At 55.0% G+C, this 16,513-nt stretch carries 16 protein-coding genes and 1 pseudogene; 14 read left to right on the top strand and 3 right to left on the bottom strand.

Annotation, left to right across the window (positions count from 1 at the left end; genetic code table 11):
• The first annotated feature begins 35 nt into the window (after nucleotides 1-35).
• From ATI14_RS27915 to ATI14_RS27900, 4 genes are all read left to right on the top strand, one after another.
• On the top strand, nucleotides 36-1,064 hold the full coding sequence (locus tag ATI14_RS27915; protein WP_016970317.1) for a radical SAM family protein: 1,029 nt from the start codon (nucleotides 36-38) through the stop codon (nucleotides 1,062-1,064).
• On the top strand, nucleotides 1,061-1,918 hold the full coding sequence (locus ATI14_RS27910) for a histidinol-phosphatase (RefSeq protein WP_016970318.1): 858 nt from the start codon (nucleotides 1,061-1,063) through the stop codon (nucleotides 1,916-1,918). Before ATI14_RS27915 ends, ATI14_RS27910 begins: the two co-directional genes overlap by 4 nt.
• A gap of 2 nt (nucleotides 1,919-1,920) precedes the next feature.
• A complete protein-coding gene (locus ATI14_RS27905) occupies nucleotides 1,921-3,051 on the top strand; it encodes a hypothetical protein (protein ID WP_370590140.1) in 1,131 nt (376 codons plus the stop codon).
• A gap of 62 nt (nucleotides 3,052-3,113) precedes the next feature.
• Complete coding sequence (locus ATI14_RS27900) at nucleotides 3,114-3,851, top strand: glycosyltransferase family 32 protein (RefSeq protein ID WP_051032790.1); 738 nt, start codon at nucleotides 3,114-3,116, stop codon at nucleotides 3,849-3,851.
• A gap of 6 nt (nucleotides 3,852-3,857) precedes the next feature.
• On the opposite strand, the gene ATI14_RS27895 is transcribed toward ATI14_RS27900, so the two are convergent.
• Entirely contained in the window at nucleotides 3,858-5,336 is a 1,479-nt protein-coding gene (locus ATI14_RS27895; RefSeq protein ID WP_080519975.1) for a glycosyltransferase family 9 protein, read from the bottom strand.
• A gap of 595 nt (nucleotides 5,337-5,931) precedes the next feature.
• On the opposite strand from ATI14_RS27895, the gene ATI14_RS27885 reads away from it, so the two are divergent.
• The gene (locus ATI14_RS27885; RefSeq protein WP_231124393.1) at nucleotides 5,932-6,348 is read left to right on the top strand and encodes a hypothetical protein; all 417 of its coding nucleotides are present in this window, start codon (nucleotides 5,932-5,934) and stop codon (nucleotides 6,346-6,348) included.
• A 50-nt stretch (nucleotides 6,349-6,398) separates the two neighbouring features.
• Nucleotides 6,399-7,244: a GNAT family N-acetyltransferase gene (locus ATI14_RS27880; protein ID WP_231124394.1), complete on the top strand. Its 846-nt coding sequence runs from the start codon at nucleotides 6,399-6,401 to the stop codon at nucleotides 7,242-7,244.
• Here ATI14_RS27880 and ATI14_RS27875 read toward each other — a convergent pair.
• Nucleotides 7,180-8,330 (bottom strand): IS3 family transposase gene (locus ATI14_RS27875; protein ID WP_095008900.1). Its coding sequence is split into 2 segments (ribosomal slippage): nucleotides 7,180-8,096 and nucleotides 8,096-8,330, totalling 1,152 coding nucleotides; the frame shifts between segments, so codons are not numbered across the junction. The genes ATI14_RS27880 and ATI14_RS27875 overlap by 65 nt on opposite strands.
• Before the next feature lie 541 nt (nucleotides 8,331-8,871).
• On the opposite strand from ATI14_RS27875, the gene ATI14_RS27865 reads away from it, so the two are divergent.
• The 8 genes and pseudogenes from ATI14_RS27865 (at nucleotide 8,872) to ATI14_RS27830 (ending at nucleotide 16,063) form a co-directional block, all read left to right on the top strand.
• A complete protein-coding gene (locus ATI14_RS27865) occupies nucleotides 8,872-10,029 on the top strand; it encodes a hypothetical protein (protein WP_016970324.1) in 1,158 nt (385 codons plus the stop codon).
• Between the two features lie 335 nt (nucleotides 10,030-10,364).
• A pseudogene (locus ATI14_RS27855) lies at nucleotides 10,365-10,538 on the top strand (IS5/IS1182 family transposase); the annotation flags it as partial.
• Nucleotides 10,539-10,688: 150 nt separating this feature from the next.
• The gene (locus ATI14_RS27850; protein WP_080520656.1) at nucleotides 10,689-11,348 is read left to right on the top strand and encodes a hypothetical protein; all 660 of its coding nucleotides are present in this window, start codon (nucleotides 10,689-10,691) and stop codon (nucleotides 11,346-11,348) included.
• 280 nt (nucleotides 11,349-11,628) lie between these two features.
• The gene (locus ATI14_RS27845; RefSeq protein ID WP_080520657.1) at nucleotides 11,629-12,756 is read left to right on the top strand and encodes a CBASS cGAMP synthase; all 1,128 of its coding nucleotides are present in this window, start codon (nucleotides 11,629-11,631) and stop codon (nucleotides 12,754-12,756) included.
• Between the two features lie 3 nt (nucleotides 12,757-12,759).
• Nucleotides 12,760-14,376, top strand: coding sequence for a ThiF family adenylyltransferase (locus ATI14_RS27840; protein WP_016973568.1), 1,617 nt, complete (start codon nucleotides 12,760-12,762; stop codon nucleotides 14,374-14,376).
• Entirely contained in the window at nucleotides 14,364-14,849 is a 486-nt protein-coding gene (locus tag ATI14_RS27835; protein ID WP_016973567.1) for a Mov34/MPN/PAD-1 family protein, read from the top strand. Before ATI14_RS27840 ends, ATI14_RS27835 begins: the two co-directional genes overlap by 13 nt.
• A gap of 110 nt (nucleotides 14,850-14,959) precedes the next feature.
• A complete protein-coding gene (locus tag ATI14_RS31300; RefSeq protein ID WP_130886752.1) occupies nucleotides 14,960-15,469 on the top strand; it encodes a hypothetical protein in 510 nt (169 codons plus the stop codon).
• Nucleotides 15,470-16,063: a Cap15 family cyclic dinucleotide receptor domain-containing protein gene (locus ATI14_RS27830; RefSeq protein WP_016973566.1), complete on the top strand. Its 594-nt coding sequence runs from the start codon at nucleotides 15,470-15,472 to the stop codon at nucleotides 16,061-16,063.
• Nucleotides 16,064-16,252: 189 nt separating this feature from the next.
• Here ATI14_RS27830 and ATI14_RS27825 read toward each other — a convergent pair whose 3' ends face one another.
• A complete protein-coding gene (locus ATI14_RS27825; RefSeq protein ID WP_218166706.1) occupies nucleotides 16,253-16,471 on the bottom strand; it encodes an antitoxin Xre/MbcA/ParS toxin-binding domain-containing protein in 219 nt (72 codons plus the stop codon).
• Nucleotides 16,472-16,513 lie beyond the last annotated feature (42 nt).

Raw genomic sequence — 16,513 nt, 5'->3', positions numbered from 1 at the left:
CATTTTGATCTTCATACGTATAAGGCAATTCAGGCATGGATCTGCAAGGTCATCTCCTTTACATCGACATCACCCAGATATGCGGCATCGGCTGTGCATTCTGCATGTATGCCGACAAGCACAAGACCGGCATCGGCATGGAGCTTTCGACGCTCGCCCGGGAAAACCTGGCGGCCCTGATCAATGCCCCGCAGGTCAAGCGCATCTCCATCAGCGGGGAAGGCGAGCCGCTCAATAACATCAAGGTGTTCCACGAAATCCTGCACCTTTCCAATGGTGGCAAAGCGTTCGAGTTCATCACCAGCGGGTTCTTTCCCCACGACAAAATGCTCGACTTTTATGACGCCACCGACCAGATCGTGTTGAGCAACGGCGACACCTGCAACATCCGCCTGAGCGCCGACAGCCACCACATCGAGAAAGTGAAATGGCGCGCCCATGGGCTGAGCCTGGACTACCTGCGCACACGACGTCCGGGGGGCTTGAGCTTTTCGTTTCGCTCCATCGACACGGACCGGGCATTCACCCGTGACTTCCTGGTCGCCGAGTTGGCCAGCTGGGGGATGCACGCCACCATCGAACCCTGCAACGCGCTGGAGGATGTGTTGATGGTGGAAGGCGAATCGTTCGGCATCGACTACAAGAACCTCGTCCATCCCGCGCTAGGCACACCCGAAGGCTACCTGGACCTATTTGACTACATCCAGGCCATCGAGACCAAGATCAACAAGCGCTTTACTTTTGGCAGCCTGAACAAGCCACCGCTTGCCAATGGCATGGACCTGACGGTCAAGCCCAATGGTGACCTATTCCTCTATGGCATCGAGAATCAGCGGTTGGGCAACATCCATTTTGATCACGTGCGCTGGGAACACCTGGCCACCCATATCCGCGAAACCCCCTTGGCCCGGGCGCTGTATACCCAGCCGCTGACCGACCTGCTGGCCCGGTTCGATGACCGCGAATTGGTGCAGTCGATTATGGCCAAAGCGAACAACCCTTACTGGCTGGTCAAGGAGTTGGCCAACCACGATGGCCTGCTTGAACAGATGGTGTGCCCATGATCGACTCCCACAGCCATACCTACTATTCCAAACATGCCATTGGCACGGTTGACGAGTTGGTGCGCGCTTCAATCAAGGCCGGTGTAAAGGTGCTGACCATCACCGACCACGCGCCTTTTCCGGTGGATACCGATAACCGCCTACTGGAGTCGGAACTCGACAGTTACTTTGCCGATATCGAACGGGCGCAGGCGGCGTACCGGGGTGAAATCAAGATTTTGCGTGGCATTGAGTTCGATTATATGCCGGGCTCCGATAGCTATAACCGGGCCTTGCTGGCGCGTCACGAACTGGACTTTGTGATCGGCTCCATTCACTACGTCGAAGTGCCCGGCGAACCCATGGTTAAGGTGTGGGAATTACCGCGCCTGGCTGCAGAAAAATTCCTGGATCGTTATTTCGCGGACTTGGAAGCCCTGCTGGAGAGCGGACTGTTTGATGCCGTGGGGCATGCCGACACCCTGTTGCGCGGTGTAGATGAAGCGATCATCTTGCGCCGTTTCGAGCCCTTGCTGCCGCTGTTTGCGCGCAACGGCGTGGCGTATGAGCTGAACGCCTCGGGCATGCGCAAATCGAGCCTGGACATCACTTCGGGTCGTGAGGTGCATGGGCGCTGGTCTTACCCGTCGCGCACCTTGTTGCCGCAACTGATCGAACATCATGCGGTGTTCACCGTCGGCTCTGATACTCATGACCCGCGAGATGCCGGTGCCGGGATCAGTGAATTGCTTGAAACGCTGCAGCCGCTTGGCTTGCAGAACATCTGCTACTACGAGCGTCGCCGCCGGGTTGATGTCCCTCTGGGAACTTTGGCCGCAACCGTGACCGTTACCGATGGATTGATTCAACCGTGAACATGACGATGACCGAAGCGCCGCTGCCGATCTGTTGGAGTGAAATCGCAAACGCCCCCGTAGAAACCCAGTTGGATGAGTTTGAACAAGCTCTGGCACAGATCCGCCCTGAGGATGTGAAACTGGGGTTTCGCGCATTCGCCGCTGACCTGTTGTCGCGCCAGCTGATCAGCATGCCCCGGTACGTCTCGGTATTCGGCGGCCATGCCTTGAACTGCTTGACGCCGGATGGTACGGGTTCGTTCCGCGACATGGCGACCGGTGCTGATGCCTCTACGCTGGTGGCGATCTACAGTCGCGCCAAATATGGAAGCATTCAAGATATTCGCCACCTGGCCGGGTTGGTCATCGACTACTGGTGCGCGCAATTGGACGAACCTGAATCTCATTGGGCTCGGCTGTTTCGCACAGCGAAGGCCTGTGGTGACAACGTGGTGATGATGACCACCGGTTGGCGCAACGTACCGTCCACGGCGAACGTGCTCTATGAAATCGTTGTCAGCGAGATCAATGTCAAGTTGGCACATATGAACTTGCCCACGATCATCAACGTCAAGCTGCCGCGGATCGCGCCTCCTTGCGAGAACTACGCCAGCCTGAGTACTAAAGAACGTGAACGCGTCAACCTAGTCCAGGACCATGTGATCCCTGCCGAGAACTTCTACCGCTGGAGCGGGGTGCATTTGATCTTTGGCGACGATGTATTGGTCACCGGTTCGACGGCGGACAAGGTGCTCTACGAGTCCATGCTCAGCGGCGCGAAGTCGTTCCAGTCGATTTACCCGGTGGCCATTGACCCACGGGTGGCGCTTGCCGACGCTACCGTCGAGGAGCGGCTGAACAAGGTCGTGATCACGCACCGGCTCGACGACACCCTCGCCGCGCTGCTGTCCGAGCCGGATTACCAGGCGATCCTGCGTACGCTGCGCCTGGTGTTTTCCAGCGACAACTACGCTGACTTGGCAGCGTTCCTGCCAAGGGTGCCCGCACGCAATTGGTTGCGCCTGTATAAGTCCGCGCTGGGCAATGAGTTCCTCGGTCAGCCTGAGTGTGCGCCGTCGTTGGCCATACTCAAGCGCCATCTCGCCGACGTCGGTCTACTGCGCCCCGATGGCATGGCGGTCTGGGGTTGAACGGCAGCGATGGGAGGGACATCCGTTATGTGAGCTATTGGGAAACGGCCCCAGGGCATTCAATGCCGCCTTACATCGCGTTGGCGCTGGTTTCGATCCAGAGGGCCCTGGGCGAGAAGTTCCTGCTGCTGACCCCGCGTACAACCCCGGACTTTATTGACGCGAGCATCCTTGGCAAGGAATGGGGGTTTGAACCCCTGGCCTTCAACCTAGCAGAGGGCATCGAGGCGATTATTGCCAAGAGCGATCTCATCCGCATGGCGTTCGTTCACAGGCACGGCGGTGCCTGGGTGGACGCGGACAGTATTTTCTTGCGTGATCCGACGAGCCAGCTGTTTCCCACTGGACTGAGTGACAAGCTGCACTGGTTCAGCGAATGTATCTTTGCATCCAGACCGGGTAATGCATTGCTTGCCCAGGCACTGAAAGCTGGGCTGGCGGGTGGTGTGCATGCCTGGGGCAACCCTGGGGGCATCAAGGATATTGTCGGGCATCAACCTGGCGAGCGGGTGCTGATCTCACCCAGCGTCGTAGACCCCGGCTACCGCCCGCTCTACAACTTCGACAGTTGTGACGTGATGCGCCGACAGGATGTGGCGATTGCCGACTTTCTGGTGGCCGATGTGGCGATGCTCAAACTCTATAATACGTACTTCAACCGTACAGCTCATCGTGTCGGGTCAGTTGCAGACTTTCTCGCAGAAGGTTCGTTGATGGCCAAGCTATTCCTGCACATCGAGCAGGCCCCAGAGTACTGGCTGAGTGAGACGTCTCGACTGATCGAGTGGTGTGAGCAATAACTAGCCCTACGCCAGCGCCACTGCGTTTGCACGAAGATGAATGCGGCAGCCTTGTATACCCTCCAGGTCCAGGGCCTGGGCAATCACTTCGTGAGTGCTCGGGGTTTGCCTGTGAGGGGAGCCGTGCGCGATGTACAGCCAGGCGGGCACGCGCAGTGGTGAATGGTCTAACTCCAGTTCTATGCGCACCAGGTCGAACACTTCGGTAATCCTTCCACTCGGCGTCCAGGCAATCGGCGCCGTCCGGTGATCGGGCCTGGTCACGACAAGGGGGCGTTCCAGCAGCAGGTTGATGGTCCCGGGGTAACACTCGCCGACCTCAGGGAACGCCTGGCTGATCAGGGGCAGTTGGCGGGCGAGGGTGCCGGTGGCGACGCCCAGGCCCGCGACGATGCGTGCATGGAGGGTGATCACGGGGTCTATTCCTGTATCGGTCGACAATAGCCTGTCCAGCTCTGTGACCACATCTTCGATGGAAAACGCGTTCATGTTTTTCTGCCCGGTACGGCGGTAGTGCTGTTCGTCTTGAGGGCTGTAGACCACCGTTGTCTTGGTAGATAGGGGTGGCAACCATGGATTGTGTTCGTCCCCCATGGCGGGGTAGATGGCAACCAGTCGGGTTTCTAGGCCGACAGCCATGTGCACGATCGCGGTGTCGACACTGACAACTGCGTGTGCATGGATTATATAGCCTGCGGCGTCCGTGGGCGTGTTCAGGTCTTTGAGGGCGCGGACATTGGGCCTGCCGACGCTGGTTTCCAGGCGCTGCGCGTCCGCCCGGGTAACGGGGCTGCATAGGATCCCCACTGACTTTCCGGGGTATGCATCGGCCACGGCGCGCAGCAGCATGACGGCCGTGTTGAAGGACAGGCCTTTGTCCGGTCGACTGGCATAGGAGTTGACCAGTATCTGCGGTGCATCCGCGGCACCTTGAAACAGGGGCGGGAGGGGGACGATGTACTGTCTCTCGACCGCCTTTGCACCCAGATCCAGCAGCACTTGCTCGTAGCGTTCCGGGAAACTCTTGTCTGCCGTTGCCGCGCCAAATTTGCGGTTGACGCAGCGTAAGTCGTCATCCAGTGAGTACACCCGTGACGGCTGCAACCAGTGCAGAAACATAATCTCCGCCGGTTGGATTCTGCCGACCAGATGAACCACCACATCCACCGGGCCGAGTTGACGCGCAATGTGGCGCAGCCGCGCAACGCCGGGGCTCGCACCGGTGACGATAACGCGGTCCACTCCGAAGACCTCGGTATGCAGGGGCGCAAGCTCCGACACCGTCAACACGGTTACTCGGGCATTCAACTTTCGAGCTTCGCGAAAAAAGAACGACGAGACTATTGAGTCACCCAGCTTGGCATCCCATCTAGGGACGACAATGTGCATGCGGTCGCTCAAGGACGACTCCATCGGATGCCGGTCTGCCAGTTGGCGAATTAAACAACGTGCGATGGTTTTTTGAATTTTTCGCAGGTATGACATGCAGGAACATCTAATGCCAAAAATACGGTGATGTTAGTGATGGACTCGAAGTATTAGCAATGCTTCGCTCCGAGCCGCATCCAAGAGTGCCAGATAACCCAATCACTGACTTGGAAAGCGAGTTGGCACGGCTTCGATTTGTTCTGCTCACCCCAGCGACAGCGATAAAAAAAGCTGACCGACACAGCGTCCTTACGCACTGAGATTCGACCGGCGAGATTACCATCCTCCTTGGGGATCCCACCGGCGTCGTTGGCTATCAGCGACTCGAGTTATTTGATGGTAATTTTTGGCCATGAAACGGACTCCCCCTACTTTTACCCCCAAAAAAGCGTCGGCTCTTGATGGACGTTACTGGACTCTCGTAGAGCAGAACGCCGCTGGAGCTCAAGTAAATACTAGCTTGGAAAAATCCAGAGTAAAATTCTGGAATCTTTCCAGAAACATGAAAAAGGAGATGGGGTGCTAGGGGGCGCTAGGCATGGGGAGTTTCCTCACACCTTTTCTTCATAGGCATCCTGACACCGAGGTGCGGCATCTCTGTCAAGGGCCCAAGTGCACTCGAACGGTCGATTCGCAGATCATACTGGAGTCGGTGGCTGATACTTTGCTTGATCCCTCGGCTTTGCGTCCTGCTATTTCACTCATCGCTGATGACAAAGGAGCTGGGCGTGGTCGGTACCGATTTACGCATGACCTCGACTCATGGCTTGAAGGCCTGGCGAAGACTAGCGCAACCATTCTTCTACATGTGGACATGGATTACTTCTGCAACCGGTACGATGGCGATAGCGATCACATTGACAACCCAGGCCCATTGAATGATGCGCTGCCGCAGATTCTGGACAGCATCGATGGGCTGACCGATGCGTTACACCGACATGGTCTGGTTGAGCGACTCGTAGATATCGTGGTTGCGTTTTCCCCCGGATTTTTCCCTGCGGAATTCTGGGCTGAGAGCTGCGACCGGCTTCTTATTGGACTGGGAGAGCAGCCGTGGCGCGACCAGTGAGTCCTCCAAAATCCAAGGCTGCAGCGCGGACGACTCCCAAGCCTCCCCCTGTGAAAGCAAAGTCGAAGCTCGGCCCCTTACCGCTGGATAAACTGGAGTTCACGCGTACGCCGGGAACGCGTGAGCGAGGAGGAGGGCCAGGAGGAGAAGCTTGGGTCATTTCGGTTGAAGGCAAGCGAGCGGGCATCGCCTTCATCAATCTGGTCAAGGACGAGGTTCGAGGCCGCCACGCGTCGTTCCATGTCTTCCTCAACCGACCAAGCCAAGGGCGGCAGATTGGCCGCGGGGCTTACCAATATTGCTGTCAGAACAGCAAATACGATGTCATCTACGCACATATGCGCAAGTCCAACCTGGCGTCACGCAAGGCTGCTGAGCATGCCGGATTTAAAGAGGCTTCGGCGGTCGGCGACTCTCAGCTCGTCTTGGTCTGGTATCGAGAGGCTAACCGGGCCCCCAAGCTTGCATGCCCAGAAGTGCCCCTAGGAATGCACGGGAAGAGCGCGCCGGAAAATGGTGCTCAGATTCAGCCTCCTACAACGATGAAAACTCTCGACGAGGTGCCGGTGAGCTCGATCGATTTGCAGTTTGACGAAAAAAACAGCGATGTCCTCGTCTGGAACGGTCAGGTCGTCATGTCCCGTACCGAAGAAGCGTATTTTGAAGTGCTTTTTTCCAAGCTGGCACACCTCAATTCCCGCACTGTTCTGGAGATTGGTTATGGCTTGGGGATCTCCGCTACGTTGATTCAGCGATATTTAAAACCTGAGCGTCACGACATCTTTGAGATAGAGACCAGTATCTACCTAGACCTGAATCGCCCCGGGTTCTCTAGACACCTTGCAAGCTCATTGCGTGACGCTTTTCAAACTCTACCGGTGACAGCTGATTGTTGAAACCATGTCGACGTTTTGAGTTGTAGAACATTTCGATGTAATCGAACACATCGCTACGAGCATCTTCCCGTCTGGTGTAAATTTTCCGCTTGATCCGTTCTCGTTTCAGAAGCTGGAAAAAGCTCTCGGCCACGGCGTTGTCATGACAGTTGCCTCGACGACTCATGCTGGCAACCAAATTGTTTGCCTTCAAAAAGCTGCGCCAATCGGAACTGCTGTACTGGCTGCCCTGGTCGGAATGAACCATCACCTCTTGCTTCGGTTTACGCCTCCAAACCGCCATCAACAACGCATCAATAGCCAAATCACTGGTCATCTGCGCCTTCATTGACCAGCCAACGACCTGACGAGAAAACAGATCCAGCACCACCGCCAAATACAACCAGCCTTCATACGTACGAATGTAGGTGATGTCGGTGACCCAAACCTTGTTGGGTTCTACGACATCGAACTGGCGCTTCAGCAAATTGGGTGAGGCGACCGCTGGCTTACCGCCGTACTTTCCAGGGCGGCGTCGATAACCTGTCTGAGAGCGCAGCCCTTCAAGACGCATCAGCCTTGCCACACGATGGCGCCCGCAAACTTCACCGACCTCGCGCAGATCGTCATGGATTTTGCGATAGCCATAAACGCCGCCGCTCTCCAGCCAGGAATGCTTGATCAAACCCAGCAGTCGCTGGTCGTCTTTAGCGCGCGCAGATTGCGGCTCAGACAACCAGGCGTAATAGCCGCTGGGATGGACTTTCAGCGTCAGGCAAAGCCGTCGAATGGAATAGTCGCCGGCTCGCTGCTTGATAAAGGCGTACTTCAACCGCACTCCTTGGCAAAGTACGCGGCGGCCTTTTTTAAGATGTCTCGCTCTTCAGTAACACGCTTTAGTTCGGCTCGCAGACGACGCAATTCAGCGTGCTGATCATCGTCTTGCTGCCGTTCTTCTTGAGGTTTGCTGTAGCGCTTTATCCAGGCATAGAGGCTGTGCGTCGACACGCCGAGACGGGCCGCCACATCAGCGACAGGCAGCTTCTTTTCGGTCACTTGATTGACCGCTTGTATTTTGAATTCTTCGGGGTAACGCGGGTTGCTCATGGCACCTCCTAATTGGCCTCAGTTTAAGGCAAAGAGGTGTCTAGGAAACCCGGGGCGATTCAACCTGCTGGCTTTCTCTCAGCGCCACCCCTCTGTGCAACCGTTCTGCGGTGACTGGAACCGGTGTCACATCGATGGGCATTACGACTTCATTTTCTTCGACCCCTTTGACTACCACATCGAAGAGGGCGATCAAGGTGATGGGCCGGACTGTAAGCAGGTGCAACGAGCGTCCCGAGCTGCGAAGATGCGGGCGTTGTTAAATCCTGGTGGTGTTCTCTGTCACCCGCATTTCGGCGATGGTGATGTGCCGGAGCTCCCAGGGTTTGCGACCGTGATTGTCGAGCGGCTGAGAGTTTCCCCCATCCGGATGGCGGATGAGACGTTGTGTGAGGATGTGGCAATTGTTTATCACAAACCTCTTGCTTGTTGATCGGGGAGAGCTGGTCAGAGCTGGTTTGTGACCAGGCGTGAGCTCAGCATTTTTTGGTGATACTTCGTCGTACACATTTTCAGAATGCCTCGATGGCAACGGAGCAAAATGAACCCGGCAACTTCGAAATCTAAAGAGCCATCACAAGCGCTCCTGGTGCCCGATCAGGCGAGCGAGCGGGTCATAAGCTACGAAGAAGTCGATGAGAGCGGAGTTCCAACTGGGCGTAGCGCTACCTTTGCTGATCTAAAATTCCGTGGCCTAGGGTATGCAGATCTCATAGGGCATACGTTGGGTACTCCCCTTACCATGCCACTACGCCTGGCAAATGCTCGGGTCGTAGAGAGCAATCTGGAAGACCTCACTTTAGAGGCACAGGGGGCGGTCAGCGCAGTGCTGAATAGCCCATACTCGTCAAGGACACTTGGGTTGGTGCGAGATGGCTGGCTCCCTTCCGGCATCGCGTTCAAGGATTCGATGATTGTGCTTCCCGACAGATGCGTTTTCACTGAGCTTGCCGGCAGGTTTCGTGCTGGGGAAAAAACAAAGTTGGAGGACAAGGACTTCCTTGATTTCCTCACCGGGCGACCGGTTCGAATCAATCCTTTGCTGTATGTGCTTGAGGGTAACCTCAAAAAAAATCCCGACTATGCAAGCATCGAACAGCAGTTCGACGTCGCAACTGAGATCATAAACGCGGCATTGCCATTGGCTCAGATAGTACCGAGCGGGCGGGGTTGTCTGGAGGGTGTAAGGGGCCTCATTCGCGACAGTGAAGCGGGCATGGCGCGTAAGCAGGACTTTCTGATGTGTTTGGCGCCGAAACTACGGGCTCCGATAGCCGCGCGACGTGTGACGGAGGTCTGGGATGATGTGTTATCCACCGCCAAAGCATGTAGCGTTCCTGCTCTGTCACTTGTGGTGCTGGCTGCTTTGAGTGTTGTATGTGTGCCAAACGGCAAGAGTCCGGCCAAAGGTCTGCTCAAGTTTAACGTAAGTAAGTACACGGTTGAGGATGCGTACAACGCCTTGGCCGACCTTCGATCGCTTGAGGTACTGATGCACCTGTTTGCAGCGTTCCCGGATGAGGAGATTCTTCTCTGCACTGGGGACAAGGATCTCGTGCTCTTCTGGGCGGGAATCAGGCCGTCCGAGTTCGTGATGGTCAACGGGGTTTTCAGTGCCAAATTCTCGCCCGTCGAAGAGCTTTTGCCGAGCGTCACGCCGGAGCGAAAGGCCGCCTACTTTTCCGCAAATGGCGAATGACGCTCGGAGCCTCACTTTGCGGCGTTGCGGTCACGATCTCGGGGGCTGGTATGTGTAGTCTGGGGGTAGAGGTTGATCGGTTATCGCTGTGCATCGACACCCAGGATTGGGGGGGGCAGCCTGCAGGTCGGTACAGCCTGAACGCGAGCCTGGGGCCCTGATCGTCAGCATGCTGTTGTCAGATGGTAGGCCAGGTTCGATACCACCCTTGAACTGGCATGCTGTTGATAGCTCCCCTTGGCCACGCTCCAGCATCTGAGCATGTGAAGCCAATTAACAGCAGCTTGGGCGACACTTCCTCGATTGACCTCCATGGTTCTCGATCAAACTCGATACTGTTTGATCGTCTCAAATACCAGTAACGTAATATGATCGAGCGTATGTTCGGCTGGCTGAAGGAGAACCGTCGAGTCGTGACACGCTTCGACAAGCTCGCAAAAAGTTATGGCGCGATGGTCTCGCTGGCTTGTGTTACGCGGTGTCTGCGACAATTTTTTTCAGACAGAACCAGGCAGACTTTTCGGGCCGCAAGCGCGCCTGATGATGTGTCGTGGTGGTTTTTTATATTAATGATTGACACGCGCATTTTGATTGTCATGTACTCCATTACGACGTGCGTATGGGGGTAGGACGTAAGCCAGCCGACATCGAGGTAAGGAATGTACCAAGTCATAGGGATCACCAAGACCCTTGGGTATTTTGCTAGCACGTGCGTGCTAGTTTTTCTGGTCATGCACTATAAGGACATCTCTGTGCTGGTCACTGGGCCGCTGATTGATCTCGGTCGACCGATCTCCTCAGCGGTCACGATCGGCGCCAGCGTTTTCTGGGTGCTGGGTCAAAGCCCTCTGTTCGTTTGGCTGTGTCGGGTGCCCCTTGTTCGCAAGTACCTTCCCCCCATCGAAGGAGACTGGGACATGCAGCTAAAATCCAATTGGGGGATCAAGCAAAAATGGCTGGGACAGGGCGCTGGGACTTCGCTCATCAGCGTGCCCGGCAAGGTCAAAATCTATGCGCGACTGTTCAGCGTCAAGATGGAATTCACGTCTGCTGATAGGTATTCCGAGTCGAAGACCATCAGCGTCTCGGTGCGGTCCAGCGATCAGACGGGTCTACTTGAACTGAACTACATGTTCGTCAACTTCACCCAGATCCCTGTGGCGACTGATACGAACACGCATACCGGTGCTGCGCGGGTTTTCGTGAAAGAGTCGGGTGATGAACTCTACATGGAAGGCACGTACTTCACCGATCGCAAATGGACTGAAGGCCTCAACACCGCGGGGCAGGTCACCTTCACAAGAGCTAAATCAGCCTAACCCTTTCCATGAGTTACGCGGTTTGCAACCGCTATAACACTATATGTAGTGCTATGTATTATCTGTTGATCTACATGTTGTGGCATGGCACTATGTCATCTCACACGTGTCATCGAGCATGGTAGCTGACAAACCGGGAAGGACTGCACCCTTTGGAAATACGTGGTTGGCGTAGGGTGGCAGTGACGAGATTCAGGGGCGCATGAGCGCTCGGTAATCTCGATGTGAAGGTCAGCAGTTGCTGGAGGCACCGTTCATTTAGCGACTGAGCGGAGGCTTTATGCCCAATTTTAGTCCTTTGCTGTTCACTACTACTGGGGAAGCATGCTTCCTTGACCAGCTTGACCTGGCACCCGAAGAACTATCCCGCATTGATAATGCCCGGAAAGACATCCGGGAAGCCTTGAAGGCCGATCTTCGCGGTAAAGGCCTGGAAGGCGATATCTGTGAACCCCGGTTTTACATCCAGGGTTCGCGTGCTTACAAAACCCTGAACAGCCCTTGCACGACCCCTCCTCAGCAATCAGATATCGATGACGGCGTTTACCTGCCTCTTAGTGTTATGCGTGAGGAGAGCAGCCCTAAGCTTGCAATCGCATTGTTCTTTGATGCAGTCCTGGACGTGCTTCGACCTATGTGCGCTGAGCGGGGCTGGCATACCGAGAGCAAGGACACCTGCGTTCGCGTAACCATCTCGCCTTACGCGCACATCGACCTACCGCTGTACGTGATCCCCGACACGCTGTTCCAGCAGATCAAGGCCAACATGGAGAGCCGCGGGCATGCGGTTTTCGATAGCGCGATCAATTCCGAGCGCGATAGCTGGAAGACCCTGCCTTCGGACAAAATCCTGCTAGCTGACCGCAAGCAGGGTTGGCGTAAGTCTGACCCCATGGCAATGAAAAATTGGTTCAAGCGCGAGTGCTTGGAAAAGGGTGATCAGTTGATCCGCGTCGTGCGGTACCTGAAGGCATTCCGGGACAAGCAGTGGGAAGAGAAGGGGCCGAGTTCGATCCTCCTCATGGCCGCAGCCTGCCCACTGTTCGAGTCCTTCGACAAGCGCGATGACCGCTCGCTGCTAAATGTGGTGAAGGGCATTCCGGCCGCTCTGCGCAACGGTGTCGCCAGCCCCATCGATTCCACCGCATCGCTCACTGCACACATGCCCAAAGAGGCCATTGCTGACGCAGTGGAATTTTTCGAAGAGTTCGCCCGGCACCTGGAAGGCGCCATCAATGCAACTGATGCCACTACCGCCAATAACTGGTTGCATAAGATGCTGGGTGACCGTTTCCCTTACGCCCCTCACCGCATGAAGTCGACCCCTGAGGGCATGCCGGCATCAATGGCTGCGATCGCGCCCTTGGCTGGCCCTGCAGAGCCTGTGAAACGCACCAAGGCAGGTTGAGCCATGAGTGCCATGCAGGAGGTGTTGCGTCACATGACGGCCTGGGGGTTCACCAAAATGGAACCCCAGCCCCGTGCAGCCTGGCTTGTGATGACTGGAAAATTGTCGACCACTACTCAAGGCAATGTGCCGTGCGAAGTGTGGATAGACCATTCATTCGAACGGCCTCTGAAGCTGTGGGTCACCAAGCTACCTAGGTCGCTTCCACGGCTGGTGCCGCACCTTGGGCCGGATGGGTATCTATGCTACGCCGCGCCCGGGACACAGGTGATTGATATCTACGATCCTGTTGGACAAATCCGGACATCCTTGCTTCAGGCCGCAGAGGTTCTGGAGCAGCTGCTCGCGGGGAAGATGAAAGAAGATCTCCAGGAAGAGTTCTTCGTCTACTGGGACGGTATCTACTGCTTCCATGACATCGAAAGACGTACGTCTGGCCGGGCTGAGTTGCTTCAGCTATCCGACAACAAGATGTTCGTGCTCACTGACGATGTTGATCGCAGTCGTGCCAAGTTTGCACGCCCAGGGCGCAACATTGATGAGTTCATCTCCCAGATAGCGCTGATTACATCCAGCGCAGCACCGAGACCGCTGCAGGAAAACTGGCCACCGAAAACGGTCAGCCAGATTCTCGACTGGCAACACGAGATGGATGAAGCCTGCCGGCGCAAGATTCGCGACAAAATCATCGCAGCGTACCGCGATAAAGCACCGGGCCTACTCATCGTCATCGAGTCTGAGAAGACGGGATACAGCTACGGTTTTATCGTGCATGAGCTTCAGCGCAACCGTCCAAGTGACCACCGTGCTTGTGATCAGCGCATACCCATTTTCGACTGCCCGATTGAGCCGGTGCAGATGCTTCGGCTCGATGATAAATACCTGGCGGAGCGCAACATTCCGGGGCGTACAACCCTCGCCGGTAAGCGCATCGGTTTGATCGGGTGCGGCACCATCGGCGGGTTTCTTGGCGAAATGCTCATCAAAGCCGGTGCCGGAACAGGTGGGGGTGAGTTGCTGTTGGTCGATGACGATCTGGTGATGCCACAGAACCTAGGGCGCCACCGATTAGGCTTCAACTACCTCTTCAAACCCAAAGCAAAAGCGCTTGCGGATGAGCTCAAAATTGTCCTGCCGAGTGCCCAGGTACGCGGGTATAACAACGACGCCAAGGACGTAAATTTGGCTGACTTGGATCTCATCATTGATGCTACCGGAGAAGAGGCCTTCGGCCACTGGCTTGCTAAAGCTTCACCCTGTCCAACCTTGCATATCTGGATCGAGGGAGCTGGTGTCGCTGTGCGTTCGCTGATCAAACACCGCGCAGAGCAAGGTTGTTATCGGTGCCTGACGGAAGCAAATAGCCAAGGTGAGTTGCTATCGGTCGTCGGCGGTGTAGAGCCCATTTTCGCAGGGCAGGGGTGTGAAGGGTTATACGTACCATTCCCTGCATCGGTCTCCATCCAAGCAGCAGCGTTGGCAATGGATACTGCTCTGGCGTGGGTCGCAGACAAGCCTTGGCCCACCCTCACGACTCGCCTGACGGATTATACCTATGAGCCGGCAACCCCAGACTGCTCACCATTGCCACATATGGGATGTCCAGCATGCCGTTCGTAACGACTTGGGTTGTGCCTGGTACCCAGCAGATGGTGTATCTGCGTGAGCAACCCCTAGAGGTCTTCAGTCGCTACATCCAGGAAGGAGTCGACTCGACGGAGGCTGGTGGGATATTGCTTGGTCATGTTCGCGGTGAGCATCTGGAGATCATTGAAGCGACTGAGCCCTCGTTTTGGGACAGGCGCTTCAGATTTTTTTTTGAGCGAATGCCCTATTTCCACCATAAATTGGCCATGAAACGTTGGAAGGAGAGCAATGGCCTTGTGAGGTACATCGGGGAGTGGCATATCCATCCGCAAGGCCGCCCAACACCGTCGTCAATTGACCTGAAGGAGTGGCAAATTTTAGCTGCTGACCGTGTCGACGGAAGGCCTCTCCTGGCCCTTATCGTTGGCTGGGAAGATCTGCATGTGGAATACATGTCGCCCACAGGTAAGCGCCATCCTCTTGAGCATGCGCACTTGAGGCGTTGAGACGAGTGACGTGTCCGAGATGGACCGCTCCTTTAATTTTTCTCCAATCGTTAGCACCAGGGGATATTTTCTAAAGCGCGGCCGAGCCGCTATGCTAGCGGGGCATTCAGATGTTGAATGCCTCAGTCAGACCAAAAATCAAGCCAAGGTGTGTTTTTTATGACGTTAATTCGGCTGGCAACAACGTGACGTTGCAGCGATTGGCCGATCTGCTCGTAGATGTGGCAGCCCTTTCAGGAGAAGATTTTTCTGGGGCGGGGGTAATCGTGATGGAGGACGATGCCATTCTACCTGCATTCCCTATGCGTGTTAACGCGACAGTAAATAGTACGTTGGATACTGCACATCTATTGGCGGAGATATCACATGCTGATAACGATTTACATGATGGTTTTCATGTTTTGAGCGCTGATCTAAAGATTATTTTATTAGCGCAGTATTTCTCTCCTCCGATCCCTTCAGGTGTTTTGCCAAATCGAAGCCGCGCGTTCGGAGGGCGCTATTTAGCAGCTCTATTTGGCTCGTGTCTGCCAGGTGTAATATTTACTGGCGTTTCCACACCGAGGCTGGGAGTGGCCGTGTTTGAGAAAGGCAATGAGGTTTTTTTTCAAGGAGTGTAAATGTTTTCTACTTTGTCTCCGTTAAAAGCAATGGTTTTGGTTGCTAAGATATATGCGGCTTTCGTTACATTATTGGTTTTTATTTTGTTTCTCTGTGGTGTCGAGGTTACGCTTCAGCAAGCTCTCAGGGTCGTGGGAGGTGGAGCGGTAGTGCTAGAGGTTTCACTGTTCGTACTTGGTAGTTTTCTGTGGAGAAAATTGTGGGGGCTCTTTCCAGTTCTTAATGACTGGGTCTTTCCTGATTTGAATGGTATGTGGGATATGGATATTGCTTACGTGTGGGATGGCACAGAGGGCTCGGCAAAAGCAGTTGCGACGATCAAGCAAAGCTTGTTTTCAGTAAGTATGGAGGTTCACTCTGAAAGTTCCGACTCCGAAACGCTTGCAGTGAAAACTATCAAGGATATTAACTCGGCGCGTCCTGTTCTTTATTATTTCTATAGAGTAGTTCCTAAGGTTTCAAAAGGTGTGGTTGGAAGTGGCTATGAGGGGGCTTCCATTCTAAAGCTTTATGGTCATGAAGGTGATATATTGAGGGGTAATTATTTTACAAGTAATAACAGTCAGGGACGTTTTTCGTTGGCAAAAAGGTAGCGGATGTTCTTTTTCGATTTTTGAACTTTCTTGAAAGTCGAAGTGGCTAGCTGGCAGATAATTGCAAGCGTCACCTGCCTGTTAGTTCGGAGTACAGATTTCCGCCGATTTTTTCAGTTCTCTACAGCATCCAAATTCAAGCCCCTGGATAACTAGCAGCATCGGCCATCTACATCGATAGGACTCTGACTAATAGGTGTATCCTTGATTGATTATCTCCAGTGCATCTTTGACGAATGCGTGCCCGGACTCGCTTGGCGCGAATTGCAGTGGCGTGAGTCCACCCAACTCGGTTTTTGGGTGGTTCAGCCAGCGTCGCTTTTGTTTGTTGTCAAAAAAATTCTCCGTTCGACGCTGAAGAGGCCCGACATCATTTATGTTTATAGAAAATCGGGCCGCGGCAGACATAAGCCGCCTGGACGGCTTATGTTTTGAACTGTCAAACTCTGT

The organism is Pseudomonas tolaasii NCPPB 2192, assembly GCF_002813445.1.
Lineage (GTDB): Bacteria > Pseudomonadota > Gammaproteobacteria > Pseudomonadales > Pseudomonadaceae > Aquipseudomonas > Aquipseudomonas tolaasii.
Note: the sequence above shows the minus strand (reverse complement) of the source record. Positions and strands in the feature narration are given on the sequence as shown.

Bases quoted from the DNA above. Each gene is read 5' to 3' on its own strand.
- ATI14_RS27915 (WP_016970317.1), top strand. From the start codon at position 36: ATGGATCTGCAAGGTCATCTCCTTTACATCGACATCACCCAGATATGC.
- ATI14_RS27910 (WP_016970318.1), top strand. From the start codon at position 1,061: ATGATCGACTCCCACAGCCATACCTACTATTCCAAACATGCCATTGGC.
- ATI14_RS27905 (WP_370590140.1), top strand. From the start codon at position 1,921: ATGACGATGACCGAAGCGCCGCTGCCGATCTGTTGGAGTGAAATCGCA.
- ATI14_RS27900 (WP_051032790.1), top strand. From the start codon at position 3,114: ATGCCGCCTTACATCGCGTTGGCGCTGGTTTCGATCCAGAGGGCCCTG.
- ATI14_RS27895 (WP_080519975.1), bottom strand. From the start codon at position 5,336: ATGTCATACCTGCGAAAAATTCAAAAAACCATCGCACGTTGTTTAATT.
- ATI14_RS27865 (WP_016970324.1), top strand. From the start codon at position 8,872: ATGAACCCGGCAACTTCGAAATCTAAAGAGCCATCACAAGCGCTCCTG.
- ATI14_RS27850 (WP_080520656.1), top strand. From the start codon at position 10,689: ATGTACCAAGTCATAGGGATCACCAAGACCCTTGGGTATTTTGCTAGC.
- ATI14_RS27845 (WP_080520657.1), top strand. From the start codon at position 11,629: ATGCCCAATTTTAGTCCTTTGCTGTTCACTACTACTGGGGAAGCATGC.
- ATI14_RS27840 (WP_016973568.1), top strand. From the start codon at position 12,760: ATGAGTGCCATGCAGGAGGTGTTGCGTCACATGACGGCCTGGGGGTTC.
- ATI14_RS27835 (WP_016973567.1), top strand. From the start codon at position 14,364: ATGCCGTTCGTAACGACTTGGGTTGTGCCTGGTACCCAGCAGATGGTG.
- ATI14_RS31300 (WP_130886752.1), top strand. From the start codon at position 14,960: ATGTTGAATGCCTCAGTCAGACCAAAAATCAAGCCAAGGTGTGTTTTT.
- ATI14_RS27830 (WP_016973566.1), top strand. From the start codon at position 15,470: ATGTTTTCTACTTTGTCTCCGTTAAAAGCAATGGTTTTGGTTGCTAAG.
- ATI14_RS27825 (WP_218166706.1), bottom strand. From the start codon at position 16,471: ATGTCTGCCGCGGCCCGATTTTCTATAAACATAAATGATGTCGGGCCT.